We start from the raw sequence: 16972 nt of genomic DNA on the forward strand, positions 1-16972 counted from the left end.
CATATTCCGACCCAGGCCACGACAAGGGTCGGTTGGCGAATCATTGCGCAGTGCAACCAAGTTTTGCGAGGAGCTTGTCGACTGCGTAAGACCGTCAAAGGTGGTTTTTCTCTTCCTCGCCTGGCACACCACCAGGCCACTCTTCTTTTTTTTCATTTTCTTAATTCCAGTGACTACCAACGTATTCCGGCCTTAAAAAATCGGGTTGTAGCGTCTTGACGCTCCCCTGTGACAGGCTTATACAAAGGGCGTGGTTTGCTGTCGTTGACAGCCCAGCCCAGGTAGCCAAAACCTTCAAGGCTACGCCAAGTTAGTGGTGGTTTACCCAAGTGCGATCAGCGTTCGGAAGCTCGCGCGGTTGCCGCTTAAGCGGTGATGAATGCCGACTACTCCATGCCTGCGGATTACCACCGCAGAAGCTCCTCTGCTGCACAGCTATTCCCCCAGAAGCATCACTCTGATGGTCATCGGCTTGCCGGTGACGAGTCGTTCATTGCTTGACTTCATCTTACCCACCCTGACGGGGGCTCACTTTCCCGTCAGGGACTGTGCGTCACCGTTTTCCCTTGAAACAGGAGAATCACCATGGCCTACGCCAACCAATCCCAAGAAGCGACCTCTTACTTCAACCTGCACACCGCCGGTATCGGCTACCTCAACCGTGTGCGTGAAGTACAGGCCCGCCGCGGTCAGCCATTCATGGCCTGCGATATAGCAGCCTTGCATGGTGCCTCCGATGCAGTGGAGTACACCCGCTTTGATTGCAAAGTCGCTGGTGGCGAAGCTGACCGTTTGATTCGTCTCTATATGGACGCCGTCAAGGCCCAGAAAAAGGTTTTGCTGTCGTTCCGTATTGGTGACCTGTGGATCGACCCATTTCTCTATGAGAAAGGCGATAAACAAGGCCAACCTGGCGCCAGCCTGAAAGGTCGTTTGCTGTTCATCGACTGGATCAAGGTCAATGGCAAGCTCGAATACAAAGCGCCCGCCAGGCAGGAAGCAACAGCACCTGCTGAGCAAGCGCCAAACAATGAATCATCCCCAACATCGGCTGATGTCGAAACTAAGGATATCGGTAATCCAACAGAGCTCAGGACTAAACCTGCATCTCCAACCACTCCCGGTACGGCCCGCCGTGTCACCACACGTGCTGTTCAGTCCGCCTGAACAATCCATGATGTTTTACATCAAGGCGCTCAATCGAGCGCCTTTTCTTCAGCCAGCACAGGAGAACCAATATGGAATGCTTCTGGCTTTGCGACGACTGCCTGTTCGGTGCGGCTTACGAGGACTACAGCACGTTATCGCTGTATCACTCGCCGGATGAGACCGAACAACGCATCGCCGCGATACATCGTGGGCTGGTTCGGCTAATGCCTATCAGTGCCGACTTCGATCCCGAAACTGGCCACGGAATAAGAACCTTTTCCCCATTGCCCTGCGACGGTTGTGGTTCACCTCTGCACGGCCAACGTCACCGATACACTCGGCTGTGAACACTACATCACCTGCAAACGCCTGCAACTCCACACCCACCCAGGGGATACCACTCCCCTCGGGCGTGTACCCCTGATTATTCCCTTCGGAGGTAGCGCCATGAGCTCCCTACTCAAACTGATTGAGACCTCGGATTCCGAGGCGGATCGCACTGTCCAAGAAAACCAGCTGATCGACGAAGCGCTGCACATTCTGGATCGTCGGCTTTTCGCCCGCGGGCCTATCCTGACGTCGCCTGACACCGTAGCGGCTTACCTAAAACTGCGTCTTGCGCACCAAGACCATGAAGTCTTTGGTGTGATTTTTTTTGACGCCCAGCACAGGGTGCTGGCGTTCGAAATCCTCTTTCACGGCAGCATTGATGGCGCCAGCGTTTACCCCCGCCAAGTGGTTAAGCGTTCCCTCGCGCATAACGCTGCGGCTGCCATTTTTGTTCACAACCACCCATCAGGCTGTACGGAACCCAGCCGGGCGGATCGCGTCTTGACCGCTCGGTTGAAAGAGGCATTAGCCTTGATCGACGTGTGCGTACTGGATCACTTCATCGTGGGTGAAGGTCGCCCGCTCTCCCTTGCCGAATACGGCTGGCTTTAACCCTCACAGGCGCCTACGGGCGCCTTATTCATTTTCATTCTGGAGCACGGTCATGAACCCCACACACCAAGCCCCCGCCCTGCTGATCGCCTCAAATCCATTTACTCGCGGCTACGACAAACTTTATATCGAACGGCTGTTAATGATCGCCTACGAGGACGGTTTTCCTCCCTGCTTTCGGCCTATGCACGGCTCCCAGGCGCATCTGCCCGACGATACGTTGCAACTGGTCCCCTGCATCTTCAATGATGATTTCGCCTTGATCAGCGAAGGTCAATCCATTCTGAATGAATTGGATGGTTGCTGCCCGTCCAACGGACTAGTGCACCAGGTGGTCTATGCCGTAATAGGCGAAGTTTTCAACGAGCAGTGCCACGTCGCGGACTTTGACTCCTTGAAGGAAGCCAAGTCCGTGGTCTATCAATTGAGTTTCGAGACTGGACACTACAGCCGAGCATGGGACATCAGTACCGCACACCTCACTGAAGAAGCATTGCGCTACTTGGAACACCGGGCGGGCTATTTCGACTCTAGCCCAACCGGACTGCTGTTCGAACCCTTTGCCCTGAAGGACTGCAATGGCGTCGGGTGTAAGCTGATCGGCACGCCCTGGACAGACGATAACCTAGTAAAAATCGAGGGCTGTTCTTACTCATCGCTGAGGCAAGAGCAACTCGATGCTGGTACGCCGGCAGCCTTGGTCAACGTACTGTATATGGCGGCATTGGCGGATGTGCGATTGTTGATCTTCGACCCCGACGCTGCTGTCTTGGATGGACTAGCTATCTATGATGCAGAGCAAAGTATTTAGCGTTAACACGACCTGCCATAAATCGGATTTCTCACTGAATCGCTCCTTCACCTCATGTCAGGTTCTGCACTGAATCTGACATGAGGTTTTTTTCATGGAGCGTTTTTTTACGCCTGTCTGCCTGCTGGTTTTTTTGAGTGCCTGCAGCGCGCAAATCCCCACCCCATTGCCAACTAATCCAAAGATCGACAATGGCTCCAATCTGACCCAATTATCAAGGAGCCCGGCCGAAGCAAGCCATCCGGCGGAGATCCGTTATGGTCGCTATACCCTGGTGAGTACAGAGCCCACCACGGAGCAACGTGATCTTCTCGCTCAAATCATTGATGTGAACATACCGTCCAACCTTAATCCCTCGGTACAGGAGGCGATGCACTACGTGCTGCAGCGCTCGGGTTATTCGCTCTGCCCTACCACCGAACTAGTAAAGACCCTTTTCACTCGGCCTCTGCCTGCAGCCCATTACCAGCTCGGCCCGATTCCGTTACGCAGCGCACTACAAGTACTGGCGGGCTCCGCCTGGCAACTCACGACCGATGAGGTCAGCCGTTCGGTCTGCTTCGAACGGCAGAAAACGAAAGCTGGCGTCGCGCTGTTACTCCCCATCTCGTCCCATCAGTCGGGGGTACGTCCATGAAAGCCTCGACGTTTCAAACTCTCATTGTCGGCTCACTTTGCCTGGCGGTCTCCGGGCTGAGTGGTGGTTTGTACAACCAGTATCAACGCGTGATCGAGCTAGAAAATGCGAACACCCAACACCTAGAGATCCTGCAAACCTTGCAACGTGATTCGAGCACTCTCAAAGACGCGCAAGAGAAGCTGCAGTACGCACTGAAAGACCTGAAGCAGATGGTGGATTCCGGTGAGCAACAGGGCAACACACTCGATCCGATGTTGGATCAATGGGCGCAAGAGATAAAGGAACTGCGCGACCGTCTGGCAGACCGAGCCACCGCAACCGACATGAACGCGCTACGCGCACGACTTGAGCACGTCGAGCAGCAACTCCTGGACCTCAAGCCACAGCCAACACTTCAACCACCGACACCTTCCCCGACCAAGCCGAAGAAAACCGCTCGCCCAAAGCCTGCCCCACTCCCGCCGCCATTCTCAGTATTGAGTGTCGAGTCCCGTGGTGGCGAGCGATTTCTGGCGGTCGTGCCTCCTGATAGTCGCTCGCTCAACGATATCCGGTTGCTGCACAACGGCGAGCAGCTCGGCACATGGCAACTGAAAGTGCTGGAGCCGAACGCGGCCATCTTCGCAGTGACCGCTCATCCAGACCAGACAGTGCAAATCCCCTGAGAAACGACTATGAACCGAGCGCCACTGTTGCCCGTCGTCTATCTCGTTTCGCTGCTTAGCACGGGCGCTGCGATGGGCACCCCTGTCACGACACCGTCACGGATCCAGGACACACAATCCACTCCGCTGGGACGCTCGCACTCTGAACAGGCTGCAAGCTGGGGTCTGACGGAGCAGGAGTGGACGCGCTTCGAAAAGATCCAAGCCGGCCCACGTGGTTTCTGGAGCCCGAATCTCGATCCCTTGACCGCCTTAGGGGTTGAGGCCCAGACCGACCAAGAGCGCCAGCGCTATGCTGAATTACAGGTAGCACTGGAAGCCAAACGCGCCGAGCGTGAATTGGCCTACCAAAACGCTTACACCGCGGCCTGGACCAAGCTGTTTCCTGGGCAGCTACCGATCCAGGGTATGGCATCTTCTTCCCCTACCAGCTCATCAGTCGCCCCGCGCCCAGCCCTGTTTGTGGAGGACCACTGCCCTGCATGCACCGCTGAAGCACAGCGTTTGCAGAACAGTGACACGGCGTTCGATATCTACCTGGTGGGCAGCCAGGGCGAGGATGAACGCGTCCGCAGTTGGGCTCGGCAAGCGGACATCGATCCGGCTAAGGTTAAACGCCGGCAGATCACCCTGAACCATGACCGTGGTCGATGGTTCAGCCTGGGGGCTCCGGGGCCATTGCCCGCCACATTTCAACAGGTGAATGGACAATGGCAACGTCTCGATTGATTGCTGTTGCGCTCCTGCTGACGGTGCACGCGGTTCGGGCTAACGAACTTCCGCCTCCGGCTTATCAACTGGCGGCGCATGACGCCAACATCCCTTCTACGGTGTTGTTCGCGATTGCCTTACAAGAGAGCGGTATTCGCGTCCGTGGTCGACTGCTGCCGTGGCCTTGGACCCTGAATATCGCCGGAACACCCTACCGTTTCGCCACTCGCCAGGCCGCATGTCACGCCTTGCTCCAGGCGCTCACGCAATATGACGCTAAACGGGTCGACGCCGGACTTGGGCAAACCAACCTGGGTTATCACGGACAACGTTTTTCCTGTCCCTGCGAAGCTCTCGAACCCTACCGCAATCTGGCTGTGACTGCCGCCCTGCTGCAAGAGCATCACGCCGTCACTGGTGATTGGGTTTCAGCCGCAGGGCGTTATCACCGCCCTGCGGGAGGTTTACCCGCCGCGCGCTACCGCGATGGATTCTCCAGGCAGCTCGCACGGTTACAGACTTCCGCGAAACAAGGCACACCACCATGAAACGAATTCCTATTGCCTACTACTTCTACCTGCTCTTGGCTGCTTTTGCCCAGTCGAAACAATCCGTTGCAGAGCCCCAGTTTGGCGGCACCCATCCCCATCCTCAAGTTGCCAGGCCGCCCATAAACAACAATCTCCAGCCTGGTCGCGCCATGCATGCGGACTTGTCCACGTTTGCCGATGAAACCTGGATATTACCCGTTCGCAGCTCCCTCTTGAGCCCCGGCCAAATCAAGTCTCGCGCCCTAAACATGCCGGGCTTACGGCCATTTTTCCTGGTGGGTGAGGATACCCAATCACTGGCTTGGTTGCGTCAACGCGCGACTGAATTGCAGGAAATGGGCGGGGCTGGTCTAGCGGTTGAAGTAACCGATGCCGAAGCTTTGATCCGGATTCGAGCCGCCGCCCCGGGCATCACCATCCTGCCGGTCAACGGTAACGACATCGCCACCCGCTTGCAGATCGAGCACTACCCCGTCTTGATCACCGCCACCTCATTGGAACAATGAGTCCAGGTCATGGCCGAACATGCGATGGAGTCCAAGCTCCGGCCGGCGGTGGAGTTGTACACAGTAGCGATCTGCATCGCCGCCGCGGTGTTGTGCGTGTACTCGCCCTGGGCTGTGGCCCTGTCACCCGAGATCGGGCTGGTTGCGGCGCTGGCCTATACCCTATTCGGCCTGATCCGCCTGCGACAGGCCTGGGAGGTGTTGCGCTATCGACGCAATATCCGCCAGCTGCCCCGCTACGAACTGACAAGTCGGCAGATTCCCATCAGTTGTAAGCGTCTGTTCATGGGCCGCGGATTTCGCTGGACCCGCCTGCATACCCAGCGCTTGGTCGAGGCTCAGGACCCAGCGGTCGCCCATTATGTCGACCAACCGACACGCTATCGCATGGCCCGTGGTCTCGAACGGTCCCTTGAGCATGCACCGTTTCCGCTCTCGATATTGGCCCGTGTCACTGCCTGGGACAGTGCCTTCAATCCGTTGCGCCCTTTACCACCGGTAGGAGGCTCGCCACTGCTGCATGGGGTCGAGCCCGATGAAACGGAAGTCAGTCTGCCTCTGGGCGAACGGGTCGGTCACACCCTGGTGCTTGGCACGACCCGCGTCGGCAAGACGCGACTCGCAGAGGTGTACATCACCCAGGACATTCATCGCGTTGAACATGAGGTAGTGATTGTCTTCGATCCGAAGGGCGATGCCGACTTGCTCAAGCGCATGTACGTCGAAGCCAAACGCGCCGGTCGGGAGAAAGAGTTTTATGTCTTCCATCTGGGCTGGCCAGAAATCTCCGCCCGCTACAACGCGGTGGGACGTTTCGGACGTATTTCTGAGGTGGCATCTCGCATTGCTGGGCAGCTCAGTGGAGAAGGTAACTCCGCGGCCTTCCGTGAATTCGCCTGGCGTTTCGTCAACATCATCGCACGGGCGCTGATCGAGTTGGGCCGGCGTCCGGACTACCTGCAGATACAGCGGCATGTGGTCAACATCGATGCGCTGTTCATCGAATACGCCCAGCATTTTTTCGCCAAGACCGACCCGAAGGCGTGGGAAGTGATCGTCCAGCTCGAAGGTAAGCTCACAGAGAAGAACATTCCCCGCCATATGATAGGACGCGAAAAGCGGGTAGTCGCTATCGAGCAATACCTGGCGGTGAAGCATGTATTTGATCCGGTAATGGACGGACTGCGTTCAGCGGTGCGCTACGACCGCACTTACTTCGACAAAATCGTGGCCTCGCTACTGCCGCTGCTGGAGAAACTCACCACCGGCAAGACCGCTCAGTTACTGGCTCCCAACTACACCGATCTGGATGACCCGCGGCCGATCTTCGACTGGATGCAGATCATCCGAAAACGCGGCATCGTCTACGTTGGCCTGGATGCGCTGACTGATGCCGAAGTGGCCGCCGCCGTGGGCAATTCAATGTTCGCCGACTTGGTCTCGGTCGCGGGACATATCTACAAACATGGCATTGACCATGGGCTGCCTCAATCTGGCAACGCTGGTGACAAACTGCCAATCAACCTGCATGCCGATGAGTTCAACGAGTTGATGGGCGATGAGTTCATTCCGCTGATCAACAAGGGGGGCGGTGCCGGTATCCAGGTAACCGCCTACACCCAAACCCTCAGCGATATCGAAGCACGTATAGGCAACCGCGCCAAGGCCGGCCAGGTGGTCGGCAATTTCAACACCCTACAGATGCTGCGGGTGCGCGAAACCGCGACCGCGGAACTGCTCACCCAGCAGTTGCCCAAGGTTAATGTGCTGACCAAGACCCTGGTCTCGGGCGCGACCGACACCTCCGATCCGGAGGCTAACACGGACTTCACCTCGTCCTCACAGGACCGTGTCAGCAGCACCAGCGTGCCGCTGATCGAGCCTGCTCATATCGTCAGTTTGCCCAAGGGGCAAATGTTCTCCTTCCAGGCCGGGGGCCAGCTATGGAAAGTCCGCATGCCGTTGCCAAAACCCTCCAACGACGATGCTATGCCCAAGGACCTTCAGGAGCTCACTCAAATGATGCGGGCGGCTTACAACGAGCAGGCGGGTCAATGGTGGAGTGCAAGCGGTGGCGGCCCAACTACAAACTTCGATTTGGATCAGGTGGGTTAGCCCGGCCCCACCAGAGGAGTCGATTCAGTAGCAAGCTATTCAGAAGATTTTGTGACGACACCAAATGCAAAGCACAATGGAGTGAACGATGGCGACCTCCGTCCGGAACACGCCGCCACAACCGCCCCAGCGCCCAGGATTGATCATGTCGGCGATAGGCTTAGCCCTGCGCATTATCGGCTTGTTAATTGCCTCATTGCTGTTCTCGATCTTGATCGAGTGGGCAGGTGTGATCTTCTTCTGGGAGGATCAAGGCTGGAGACACAGCCAAGGCATGCTGATCAACGAACTGGGCTGGCTTAACGACCACTTCAAATCTTCACTCATTCTCCAACAACCCGGGCAGATGATCGTCCAGGTACTGGATCTCCTCACCCAGTGGCTTCTGGTCAAAACTGGATTTGCGGACTTTGCTAGTCAGGCCCGGGTGTCGAGCCAGGGAAACGGGTTCTGGCACTGGACCAATCAGTTCTACGTGAGTATTGAAGATTTCGTGCTGGCCGCGGTGTACGTTACCTTCACCTTCGTAGTGCGCCTGACCATTCTGGTCTTAGCCACGCCGCTGTTCTTACTGAGCATGCTCACTGGCTTTGTTGATGGGTTAATGCGCCGTGACCTGCGCAAATTTGGCTCGGGACTAGAAAGCAGCTTTGTCTATCACCGCGCTAAGCAAGCAGTGTTCCCACTGCTGATCGTGCCCTGGATTATTTACCTATCCCTACCGTTGTCGCTCAATCCCATGGCGATTTTTTTGCCTTGCGCGGTGATGCTGGGAATAGCAACTGCTATCACCTCGGCAACGTTCAAAAAATATCTTTGATAGAACGTACTGCTGGAGTGCTAAACCATCCCGGTCAGCTTAGCCAACACTGCTACAACATAACCGCCGATTATAGACAAACCAACAATACCCCACGGCCGCTGCCACCAATCACTGGAAGGAGATGGCGGCATTGCTTGCTGGTAAAAATTGATTTGGCCGATGTGGTTTGCGTTGACTTGGGTTACGGCCCCACTCTGCATCGAGCTGCGCCACTGGGCTTCCTCAAGACGCTCAAGCTGGACCTGAACACGCCCGTTGAGCTGTCTAGCAGAAAGAAGCAATTGCTTTCCAACAATCATCACACCCAGCAAACCGAGAAACAGCAAATTCCCATAGCTGAGTGGGTTTTCCTGACTGAGGGTAGGCGCGTTGTTCCATACAAAACCGATATAGGGCGATGTGATTTGGTAGATGTCGGCTACCAGATTTTGCATCAGTCCACCCAAATGGCCAAAAAGAGGTGACTCAGCAAGTTTCGCCGCTTGATGGTGCAAAGATTTCAACGATGAAACCAAATAAAATAGCGCACCAAAGAAAATTAAGGATAAACCCATGCCCTGTCGAAGACGATACCGCCGAATTGCTTGTTGGATATTCACTCTCTGCACTCACTCTACGTTACTGATCTCGTTCGCGCTTCCGCGCCCTGCTAAAACTTTGTTAGCAGAATCAAACGTTAACGGCGCTTAATCGTTTTCATGAGAAATCTAGATCACTTAGTGGTCCGACTGCGTCCCTTCTTCTCCAAGTTTTCTAACCCTCGACGCGGTATCCAAGCTCGCTACGTAGTCAGCGCCTGTATCGAAATAAAATGACGCAGCGTGTTTCATTTTTTTACTGCTAAGCCCTGGCCGTCAGTTGGATGCTAGCCCCAATAACCAAATGGGCTATCCACATGCCGACTTTACTTTGCCGAATCTGTTGTCTACTCGTACTGATCTCGTTCAATAGTGGCAGCTATGCCACATCTGCTCATGAACAGGATCAGTTGAGTCTGATTTTGCAGCAACTCGACACTATCGAACATCTTGCGGCAAGACCCCAGACAGCTAGCTCGGCTGAATCAGCCGAGCGTTATCGCTTCGACTATCCCCGCCTAACTCAAGACATCCAACGCATTCGTCAAGGTGTACAGGGCTATCTGTCCCCCTCTCGAGCGCAACCTCGCGATCCCCGTGAAATAGTCGGTGATTACCGACTTGATATCCCGTCTGCGGAGCCGTCGCCATGAGCATGACTGACGCTCAGACCGCGGCCTTTCAAAACGCCTCCGGTTTTTCGACTCAGAGCAGTTCGACGCTTTGGATCTCCATGGTTCTGGTCCTGGCGTTGCTTTGGTGCGCATGGGTGATGTGGACGGCTTACCGGGGCTGGGCGACAGGAAACGTTCGCTTTGGTGCCTTTGGCGGCAGTGCTGCGCGCGTACTGCTCACTTTGCTGATTTTGATGTTCTTCACCCTAGCCTAACATCGGAGATCGCCATCATGCTCAAGTGCCTTGTCCCCCTTAAAAACAACCTGCGTGATCGTACATGCCAACGCTTGATCGGCCTGCTGCTGGTCCTTGGTCCAGGCCTAGCTTTTGCCGAGCTACCGACCATGGAGGCACCTTCCCGAGGCGAAGGTTCCGGGCTGATCGAGACGATCAAAAACTACGCCTACGACGGCGGCATTTTACTCGGTCTACTGATTGCCCTGCTCGCGTTTCTCGGCGTGGCCTGGCATTCCCTGACCGTATTCGCCGATGTCCAAAACCAGCGCAAGACCTGGAAAGACCTTGGCGCGGTAGTTGGTATCGGCGCCCTGTTGGTAGTGATCATCATCTGGTTCCTCACCAAAGCTGCCGCGATTCTGTGAGGTTGGTATGAACGACACTATCGAACGCCTTGCCGACGGCACCTTGGTCTTTCTGCCAGAGCGACTCAATCGTGATCCGGCCGTACTGCGCGGTTTAACTAATGATGAAATGTGGGTAGCCCTCGGCACCGGCGGCGTCATTGGCCTGCTGGTCGGCGTTCCTCTGGCGATCGCCACCGCATCCATTGCCGTGGCGCCGACCAGCATGATCGCAGGCATGACAGTGGTGTTATTGGTCGGCGGCACGCTACTGCGTCGGGCCAAACGGGCTCGTCCCGAGACCTGGTTGTACCGCAAGCTCGAATGGATACTCGCCAGCCGCTGGCGCCTGGGGCGTGGAAGTTTGATTCTCCACTCCGGTGCCTGGACGGTTCGCCGTTCGTGTCGACTGCGCCCTGCCCTGTCCCGGTGGCAGCCATGAGTCGATTTCGAAACAAGGTCGATGCCCAACAGGCCCATATCTTCAGCCTGCGTCTGGCGATAGTGATGCTCGCTCTACTAAGCGCCGGACTATGGTATGGCTGGCGCTCAGCACCGACCGATCTGACCGTGCATGTCCCCCCTGATCTGCGCGCGGGCAGCACGCGCAAGTGGTGGGATGTTCCCCCTGAGAATGTGTATGCCTTTGCCTTGTACATTTTTGGCCAACTCAACCGCTGGCCCTCGGATGGCGAGCAGGATTATCGCCGCGCCATCTACGGCTTGCAGTCCTACCTGACACCAGCCTGCAAGGCCTTCCTCGACGGCGACTACGAGTATCGCAAGGCCGCCGGCGAACTGCGTCAACGGGTGCGTGGCGTCTACGAAATTCTAGGGCGAGGCTACAGTGAAGATCCGGATCTGCGGGTCAAGCAACTCGATCGCGAGAGCTGGTTGGTCACACTCGACCTCAACGCTGATGAGTATTACGCCGCCGAACCGGTGAAACGGGTGGTCGTGCGTTATCCGTTACGGGTGGTGCGTTTCGATCTGGACCCCGAACGCAATAAGTGGGGCCTTGCACTGGATTGCTATCAGGGTACGCCGCAAAAAATCTCCCTGCCTGGAGGTGAGCCATGAAGCGGATTTCGACCCTGGGACTTACCCTCACACTGATGCTATCGGGCGCTGCAGCGCAGGCCGTCGAACTGATGCACTGGGAACGCCTACCACTCGCGGTTCCACTGGTGATCAATCAGGAACGAGTGGTCTTTGTCGAAGAAGCTGTTCGTGTCGGCGTGCCTTCCACTATAAAGGATAAACTGCGCGTGCAATCAACCGGAGGCACGCTGTACCTGCGCGCGTCGGAAGCCATTGCGCCGACACGACTGCAACTGCAATCGGTCAAGACGGGCGAGATCATCCTCTTGGATATCGCGGCCACGCCTGGCGATCAACCGCTGGAGCCCGTGCGTATTCTCAAGAATACTCCGGTGCAAGCTATCGAGTCTGAATCGAGCACCGTCGCTGTTCCAGAACGTACGCCGATCCAGGCCGCGTTGACGCGCTACGCCGCGCAAAGCCTGTACGGTCCGTTGCGCACCGTGGAGTCCCTGCCCGGCGTACGCCGCGTCCCGCTCAAGCTGCGTACCGAACTGCCGACCCTGCTGCCGAGCGAAAACGTTTCCAGCACACCCATCGCCGCCTGGCGGCTCGGTGACTATTGGGTGACGGCCGTGAAGTTGCGCAATCGAGGTACAGCGACGGTGCAACTAGATCCGCGTCAGCTTCAGGCAAAACTGTTCGCCGCGACCTTCCAGCATGCTTTCCTCGGGCCGATCGGCAGTGCGGAAGACACCACGATTGCCTACCTCATCACGCGCGGTGCCGGCCTCGAACACGCCGTGATGCTTCCGCCCATTGCGCGAGGTGCTGACGATGAAGGCTAACGTCTTGCTCAAATGGCTGGTACCGGCTGCGCTGCTGGGAGTAGTGTTGATCATCATGAAAAGCTGGGTCGCGGGAGGCAGTACGCCCTCTCCCGAACACCCAGTTGGCCAGGGCGATATTCAATTATCTGCCGAGCAAGCCAAGTCGCTCGGCATTGCGGGCGATACCCCACGCGACACGGTCGCCACCTTGGTAGGCCAAGTGAAGGCCATGCGCAGCGACATGCTCGGTTTGAAGAAACACAATGATTCACTGCAGACGGAGAACAACCGCCTGCGCGAGCGGGAAAACAGTGTTGATTCGCGTATTCAGACGGCGCTTGGCAGCGTGACCCAGCAGGTCGACGAAGGCCGTCGACAAGCCAACGAGGCCCGACTCAAAGCAGAGCAAGACACTCGTCAGGCTCGCGGTCTACTAACGCAATTGCAGGAACAGTTGTCGGGGCTGACCGGCAAAGGCAAGGATATGCCGATCGGACTGGGGCTTGAACCGGGCGATGGGGACCAGTTCGAAGGGCGGCATTCTGCCAACGATGCGCTGCAGTGGATTGAACCCTCGGATGCTCCCTCCACCGAAGCCCGAGGCAAAACTAAGACCTCTTCCGCACCGAGTCTGCCTAATGCCTTCAACTCGCTCGAGGGTTTGAAGAACAATGCCATCGACCGCAGCCAAAAGCAGTTACGCTTGGTCACCAAGGGTGAGCGTGACCTGACGCGATCCGGTGATCGTACCGAAGGTGCGAAGCCGGTCTACACCATTCCCGAAAATGCGACATTGATGGGCTCGGTCGCCATGACCGCGCTGATTGGCCGAGTCCCGGTGGATGGCACCGTGAATGATCCCTATCCCTTCAAGGTGCTGGTCGGTCCGGAAAACCTGACGGCCAACAGCATCGACCTGCCAGACGTCGCGGGTGCTGTGATGAGCGGCACGGCGTCCGGTGACTGGACCCTGTCATGCGTACGCGGACAGGTCGAGTCGATCACTTTTGTGTTTACCGATGGCACCATCCGCACGGTGCCTCAGCCGAAATCGGTATCCAGCCGCAATGCCTCCACCACCCAGAGCTCAAACACCGACAAGATCCGCGGTGGACTTGGTTATCTGTCCGATCCGTATGGCATTCCCTGCATCGCCGGCGACCGCCGCTCGAACGCCCAGCAGTACCTCGGTAGCCAGAGCCTGATCACTGCTGCCGGCGCGGGTGTCGCTGCCTTGCTCGGGAATGAGCAAAACAACAGCAGTGTGATCAGCTCTGGCGGCAGTGCCTTCGGGGTCACCAGCAGCAGTGGCAATAGCACACTGAATTCAATTCTCAGTGGTGGGGTCAGCGACATTCGCGAGTGGGTCAACAAACTGTATGGCGAAGCCTTTGCTGCCGTGTATGTACCACCTGCAGCACAGGTCGCCCTACACCTCGACCATGAGATCACCATCGACTACGAGCCCAAGGGCCGGAGCGTTCGCAATGAAAAAGATCCTACGTCTCTATCTGATCTGGATTAGCTTGCTCTGCTGGGTCCTGACGGGGTGTTCCACCGACAAGGACACACTTTTGCCGCATGGCGAGCAAACCATGCTGGACATCTGGAACGGCGCCGGCTCACAGGGTACTCAACAGCAACTGTTGAATGCTCGGCAAAAGTTGCGTCGCCCGTTGGCTCAAACAGATCTCTCCGCTGCGCTCCAGGAACCGTATACGCGTACAGCCGCGAATGAAATTCGCAACCTGTTCCCTCGCCTGCCCAATCCTGATTTGGTGATGTACGTGTATCCGCATCTGAGTGGTACCGAGCAGGCACCAGTGCCGGGGTACTCGACCGTCTTTCCATTCTACCAACGAGTGCAATACGCACTGCCGGGTGAACGTCAGGAAGATCTGTAATGTGTAGCGACGATACGGGCAACTGCACGTCTGCATGGAAAGCCTGGCGCAACCCATTGCGCCCCCGCGCCACACTGGCCGATGAAGCTGCGCTCTATGCGCACAATCCCAGCTTCACCGATCATTTACCCTGGGTTGAATACCTCGGCACCGAGCAGTGTTTTCTACTGGATGACAATCGCTCCGTAGGTGCGATATTCGAGTTACTGCCCATAGGCACCGAAGGGCGCGAACCCGATTGGCTAATGGCAGCCCGCGATGCAATAGAAGATGCCCTGCAGGATAGCTTTGACGAGCTGGATCAAGCGCCTTGGGTGGCGCAATTTTTCTGTCAGGACGACAACGATTTCACCCCCTACCTGGCCCGGCTCACCGACTATATTCAGGACGGTGCCCGAGGCACGGTTTTCACCGAAGCGTACCTGGAACTTATTCGTCGACATTTGAAAGCCATCTCCAAGCCCGGCGGCCTGTTCGAGGATAAGGCAGTCACGCGCCTGCCCTGGCGAGGAAACAACCGTCGGGTGCGATTGGTGATCTATCGCTGGCTTGAGTCTGTCGGTGAGGAGGCGGGACTCAACCCAGTGCAATCGCTGCAACAAACTTGCGAACGTATCGGTGTTTCGTTGCAGGCGTGCGGGGTTCAATCGACGCGAGTCGATGGTCAAGGTTTGTATGCCTGGTTGTTGCCCTGGTTCAATCCAGCCCCCAAGCTCACAGACGAATCGCCCGAAGATTTCTACCGCCGCGTGGCCTATCCGGAGCCCGGCGAAGGCGAATCGCTGGAGCTGCCCTTCGATCATGACTTTGCCGAACGCCTGTTCTTCAACGAACCGCGTTCGGACGTGCAGCATGGACTCTGGCTTTTTGATGGTCAGCCCCACCGGGTCATGGTGGTGGACAAGCTGCGCCGGGCGCCATTGATTGGTCAACTCACTGGCGAAATCCGCAAGGGAGACGCGGTGAATGCGCTGTTCGACCAGTTGCCCGAAGGCACGGTAATGAGTCTGACCCTGGTGGTCAAACCACAAGATGTACTCGAAGATCAATTGAACCGCCTGGCCCGCAAAGCCATCGGTGAAAACTTGGCTTCGACTCAGGCCCGTCAGGATGTTGAAGAGGCTCGTGCGATCATTGGCCGACAGCACAAGCTGTACCGCGGCACCCTGGCATTTTACGTGTGCGGTCACGATGAACAGCAATTGCACCAACGCTCAGTCGGCCTGACGAACGCGCTGCTGGGTGTGGGGCTACAACCGGTGCGTGAGGGAGATGAAGTCGCCGCCTGCAACAGCTACCTGCGTTGGTTACCGATGGCTTACAACCCAGCCCGCGACACACGTAACTGGTACACACGTCTGATGTTCGTCCAACACCTGGCAAACCTCGTTCCAGTCTGGGGACGCAGCATTGGCACCGGCCACCCGGGTATTACGCTGTTTAATCGTGGTGGGTCGCCTCTGAGCTTTGATCCGTTGTCACGTTTAGACCGGGCAATGAACGGCCATCTGCTGTTATTCGGCCCCACCGGCGCCGGCAAATCAGCGACCCTAGTCACCTTGTTAATGCAGATCATGGCTATATACCGCCCTCGCCTGTTTATCGTAGAGGCTGGCAATTCGTTCGGCCTGCAGGGTGACTACTTCGCAACACAGGGCTTGTCGATCAACAAGGTCCAATTAAAACCTGGCGCCCCGGTCAGTCTCGCCCCATTCGGCGATGCCTGGCGCCTGGTCAAACAACCGGATCAAGTGGCGAGTTTTTCCATTGATGAGTGGGACGATGAAGCAGTCGCCAGTCGAGAGGACCAGCGCGATGTGCTCGGCGAGTTGGAAATCACCGCTCGCCTGATGATCACCGGCGGCGAGGCCAAAGAAGAGGCGCGACTGAGTCGAGCTGATCGTAGCTTGATTCGTGAGTGTATTCTCGATGCGGCGCAAACCTGTGTCGCAACGAACCGTCAAGTACTGACCCGCGATGTGCGCAACGCTTTACTGCGCGCCGCCAAGGACTCGCGCTTACCGGAAAAGCGTCGCGAACGTGCACAAGAAATGGGCGAGTCCATCGATCTCTTTTGCCAGGGCTTTGAGGGTGAGCTCTTCGACCGTGAAGGCACTCCGTGGCCGGAGAGCGATGTGACCATCGTTGATCTCGCCACTTACGCTCGCGAAGGCTATGAGGCTCAGATGTCCATTAGCTACATCAGCCTGATGAACACCGTAAACAACCTCGCCGAGCGCGACCAGTACTTGAGCCGACCAATCATCATGGTCACCGACGAGGGGCATATCATTACCAAGAATCCCCTGCTGGCGCCCTTCGGTAAGCGGCCAGCGAACACACCTTCAGAAATCCTGAATGAAGGGCGATGGTGTCCGCCTATTTTTAAGCGGACGCGATCACCCTTATCGCCAGGATTCTCATGCGCCAACGAAGCTCTTACCCCAAA

21 protein-coding genes are annotated in these 16972 nt (G+C 56.9%); 20 read left to right on the forward strand and 1 reads right to left on the reverse strand.

Going from position 1 to position 16972, the window contains the following annotated elements; translation table 11 throughout:
• Positions 1-585 precede the first annotated feature (585 nt).
• The 11 genes from TU75_RS23955 to TU75_RS24000 all read left to right on the forward strand — a co-directional run bounded on the left by TU75_RS23955 (position 586) and on the right by TU75_RS24000 (position 8910).
• Positions 586-1167, forward strand: coding sequence for an STY4534 family ICE replication protein (locus TU75_RS23955; protein ID WP_060550356.1), 582 nt, complete (start codon positions 586-588; stop codon positions 1165-1167).
• 71 nt (positions 1168-1238) lie between these two features.
• A complete protein-coding gene (locus TU75_RS28230) occupies positions 1239-1496 on the forward strand; it encodes a hypothetical protein (protein ID WP_082630552.1) in 258 nt (85 codons plus the stop codon).
• A 100-nt stretch (positions 1497-1596) separates the two neighbouring features.
• Positions 1597-2091, forward strand: a complete 495-nt coding sequence (gene radC, locus TU75_RS23960; RefSeq protein WP_060550357.1) for a RadC family protein — start codon at positions 1597-1599, stop codon at positions 2089-2091.
• A gap of 52 nt (positions 2092-2143) precedes the next feature.
• Positions 2144-2902, forward strand: a complete 759-nt coding sequence (locus TU75_RS23965) for a DUF5983 family protein (RefSeq protein WP_060550358.1) — start codon at positions 2144-2146, stop codon at positions 2900-2902.
• 94 nt (positions 2903-2996) lie between these two features.
• Positions 2997-3539 (forward strand): PFGI-1 class ICE element type IV pilus protein PilL2, encoded by a 543-nt coding sequence (gene pilL2, locus TU75_RS23970; RefSeq protein WP_060550359.1) that lies wholly within the window; start codon positions 2997-2999, stop codon positions 3537-3539.
• Entirely contained in the window at positions 3536-4207 is a 672-nt protein-coding gene (locus tag TU75_RS23975; protein ID WP_060550360.1) for a hypothetical protein, read from the forward strand. Before pilL2 ends, TU75_RS23975 begins: the two co-directional genes overlap by 4 nt.
• Before the next feature lie 9 nt (positions 4208-4216).
• Positions 4217-4936, forward strand: a complete 720-nt coding sequence (locus tag TU75_RS23980; protein WP_060550361.1) for a TIGR03759 family integrating conjugative element protein — start codon at positions 4217-4219, stop codon at positions 4934-4936.
• Complete coding sequence (locus tag TU75_RS27130) at positions 4918-5466, forward strand: lysozyme family protein (protein ID WP_082630554.1); 549 nt, start codon at positions 4918-4920, stop codon at positions 5464-5466. The genes TU75_RS23980 and TU75_RS27130 overlap by 19 nt, the downstream gene beginning before the upstream one ends.
• The gene (locus TU75_RS23990) at positions 5463-5975 is read left to right on the forward strand and encodes an integrating conjugative element protein (protein ID WP_060550363.1); all 513 of its coding nucleotides are present in this window, start codon (positions 5463-5465) and stop codon (positions 5973-5975) included. The genes TU75_RS27130 and TU75_RS23990 overlap by 4 nt, the downstream gene beginning before the upstream one ends.
• Before the next feature lie 9 nt (positions 5976-5984).
• Positions 5985-8090, forward strand: a complete 2106-nt coding sequence (gene traD / locus TU75_RS23995; protein WP_060550364.1) for a type IV conjugative transfer system coupling protein TraD — start codon at positions 5985-5987, stop codon at positions 8088-8090.
• Positions 8091-8178: 88 nt separating this feature from the next.
• Complete coding sequence (locus TU75_RS24000; protein ID WP_060550365.1) at positions 8179-8910, forward strand: TIGR03747 family integrating conjugative element membrane protein; 732 nt, start codon at positions 8179-8181, stop codon at positions 8908-8910.
• 20 nt (positions 8911-8930) lie between these two features.
• Here TU75_RS24000 and TU75_RS27135 read toward each other — a convergent pair whose 3' ends face one another.
• A complete protein-coding gene (locus TU75_RS27135) occupies positions 8931-9512 on the reverse strand; it encodes a hypothetical protein (RefSeq protein ID WP_169794366.1) in 582 nt (193 codons plus the stop codon).
• Positions 9513-9808: 296 nt separating this feature from the next.
• Here TU75_RS27135 and TU75_RS27140 point away from each other — a divergent pair, with 296 nt between their 5' ends.
• From TU75_RS27140 to TU75_RS24045, 9 genes are all read left to right on the forward strand, one after another.
• The gene (locus TU75_RS27140) at positions 9809-10144 is read left to right on the forward strand and encodes an integrative conjugative element protein, RAQPRD family (protein ID WP_082630557.1); all 336 of its coding nucleotides are present in this window, start codon (positions 9809-9811) and stop codon (positions 10142-10144) included.
• A complete protein-coding gene (locus tag TU75_RS24010; RefSeq protein ID WP_060550367.1) occupies positions 10141-10380 on the forward strand; it encodes a TIGR03758 family integrating conjugative element protein in 240 nt (79 codons plus the stop codon). The genes TU75_RS27140 and TU75_RS24010 overlap by 4 nt, the downstream gene beginning before the upstream one ends.
• 17 nt (positions 10381-10397) lie before the next feature.
• Positions 10398-10769, forward strand: a complete 372-nt coding sequence (locus TU75_RS24015) for a TIGR03745 family integrating conjugative element membrane protein (protein ID WP_060550368.1) — start codon at positions 10398-10400, stop codon at positions 10767-10769.
• Between the two features lie 7 nt (positions 10770-10776).
• Complete coding sequence (locus TU75_RS24020) at positions 10777-11190, forward strand: TIGR03750 family conjugal transfer protein (RefSeq protein ID WP_060550369.1); 414 nt, start codon at positions 10777-10779, stop codon at positions 11188-11190.
• Entirely contained in the window at positions 11187-11828 is a 642-nt protein-coding gene (locus TU75_RS24025; RefSeq protein ID WP_060550370.1) for a PFL_4703 family integrating conjugative element protein, read from the forward strand. Before TU75_RS24020 ends, TU75_RS24025 begins: the two co-directional genes overlap by 4 nt.
• Positions 11825-12637 (forward strand): TIGR03749 family integrating conjugative element protein, encoded by an 813-nt coding sequence (locus TU75_RS24030; RefSeq protein ID WP_060550371.1) that lies wholly within the window; start codon positions 11825-11827, stop codon positions 12635-12637. The genes TU75_RS24025 and TU75_RS24030 overlap by 4 nt, the downstream gene beginning before the upstream one ends.
• Positions 12627-14144, forward strand: coding sequence for a TIGR03752 family integrating conjugative element protein (locus TU75_RS24035; RefSeq protein WP_060550372.1), 1518 nt, complete (start codon positions 12627-12629; stop codon positions 14142-14144). Before TU75_RS24030 ends, TU75_RS24035 begins: the two co-directional genes overlap by 11 nt.
• On the forward strand, positions 14107-14523 hold the full coding sequence (locus TU75_RS24040; RefSeq protein WP_060550373.1) for a TIGR03751 family conjugal transfer lipoprotein: 417 nt from the start codon (positions 14107-14109) through the stop codon (positions 14521-14523). Before TU75_RS24035 ends, TU75_RS24040 begins: the two co-directional genes overlap by 38 nt.
• On the forward strand, positions 14523-16972 hold a 2450-nt coding region (locus TU75_RS24045; RefSeq protein ID WP_248844505.1), incomplete at its 3' end, for a conjugative transfer ATPase. The genes TU75_RS24040 and TU75_RS24045, both read left to right, overlap by 1 nt.

Source organism: Pseudomonas poae, assembly GCF_001439785.1.
Classification (GTDB): Bacteria; Pseudomonadota; Gammaproteobacteria; order Pseudomonadales; family Pseudomonadaceae; genus Aquipseudomonas; species Aquipseudomonas poae.

Excerpts from the sequence above, each read along its gene's own strand:
- TU75_RS23955 (WP_060550356.1), top strand. The coding sequence starts at position 586 with ATGGCCTACGCCAACCAATCCCAAGAAGCGACCTCTTACTTCAACCTG.
- TU75_RS28230 (WP_082630552.1), top strand. The coding sequence starts at position 1,239 with ATGGAATGCTTCTGGCTTTGCGACGACTGCCTGTTCGGTGCGGCTTAC.
- radC (WP_060550357.1), top strand. The coding sequence starts at position 1,597 with ATGAGCTCCCTACTCAAACTGATTGAGACCTCGGATTCCGAGGCGGAT.
- TU75_RS23965 (WP_060550358.1), top strand. The coding sequence starts at position 2,144 with ATGAACCCCACACACCAAGCCCCCGCCCTGCTGATCGCCTCAAATCCA.
- pilL2 (WP_060550359.1), top strand. The coding sequence starts at position 2,997 with ATGGAGCGTTTTTTTACGCCTGTCTGCCTGCTGGTTTTTTTGAGTGCC.
- TU75_RS23975 (WP_060550360.1), top strand. The coding sequence starts at position 3,536 with ATGAAAGCCTCGACGTTTCAAACTCTCATTGTCGGCTCACTTTGCCTG.
- TU75_RS23980 (WP_060550361.1), top strand. The coding sequence starts at position 4,217 with ATGAACCGAGCGCCACTGTTGCCCGTCGTCTATCTCGTTTCGCTGCTT.
- TU75_RS27130 (WP_082630554.1), top strand. The coding sequence starts at position 4,918 with ATGGCAACGTCTCGATTGATTGCTGTTGCGCTCCTGCTGACGGTGCAC.
- TU75_RS23990 (WP_060550363.1), top strand. The coding sequence starts at position 5,463 with ATGAAACGAATTCCTATTGCCTACTACTTCTACCTGCTCTTGGCTGCT.
- traD (WP_060550364.1), top strand. The coding sequence starts at position 5,985 with ATGGCCGAACATGCGATGGAGTCCAAGCTCCGGCCGGCGGTGGAGTTG.
- TU75_RS24000 (WP_060550365.1), top strand. The coding sequence starts at position 8,179 with ATGGCGACCTCCGTCCGGAACACGCCGCCACAACCGCCCCAGCGCCCA.
- TU75_RS27140 (WP_082630557.1), top strand. The coding sequence starts at position 9,809 with ATGCCGACTTTACTTTGCCGAATCTGTTGTCTACTCGTACTGATCTCG.
- TU75_RS24010 (WP_060550367.1), top strand. The coding sequence starts at position 10,141 with ATGAGCATGACTGACGCTCAGACCGCGGCCTTTCAAAACGCCTCCGGT.
- TU75_RS24015 (WP_060550368.1), top strand. The coding sequence starts at position 10,398 with ATGCTCAAGTGCCTTGTCCCCCTTAAAAACAACCTGCGTGATCGTACA.
- TU75_RS24020 (WP_060550369.1), top strand. The coding sequence starts at position 10,777 with ATGAACGACACTATCGAACGCCTTGCCGACGGCACCTTGGTCTTTCTG.
- TU75_RS24025 (WP_060550370.1), top strand. The coding sequence starts at position 11,187 with ATGAGTCGATTTCGAAACAAGGTCGATGCCCAACAGGCCCATATCTTC.
- TU75_RS24030 (WP_060550371.1), top strand. The coding sequence starts at position 11,825 with ATGAAGCGGATTTCGACCCTGGGACTTACCCTCACACTGATGCTATCG.
- TU75_RS24035 (WP_060550372.1), top strand. The coding sequence starts at position 12,627 with ATGAAGGCTAACGTCTTGCTCAAATGGCTGGTACCGGCTGCGCTGCTG.
- TU75_RS24040 (WP_060550373.1), top strand. The coding sequence starts at position 14,107 with ATGAAAAAGATCCTACGTCTCTATCTGATCTGGATTAGCTTGCTCTGC.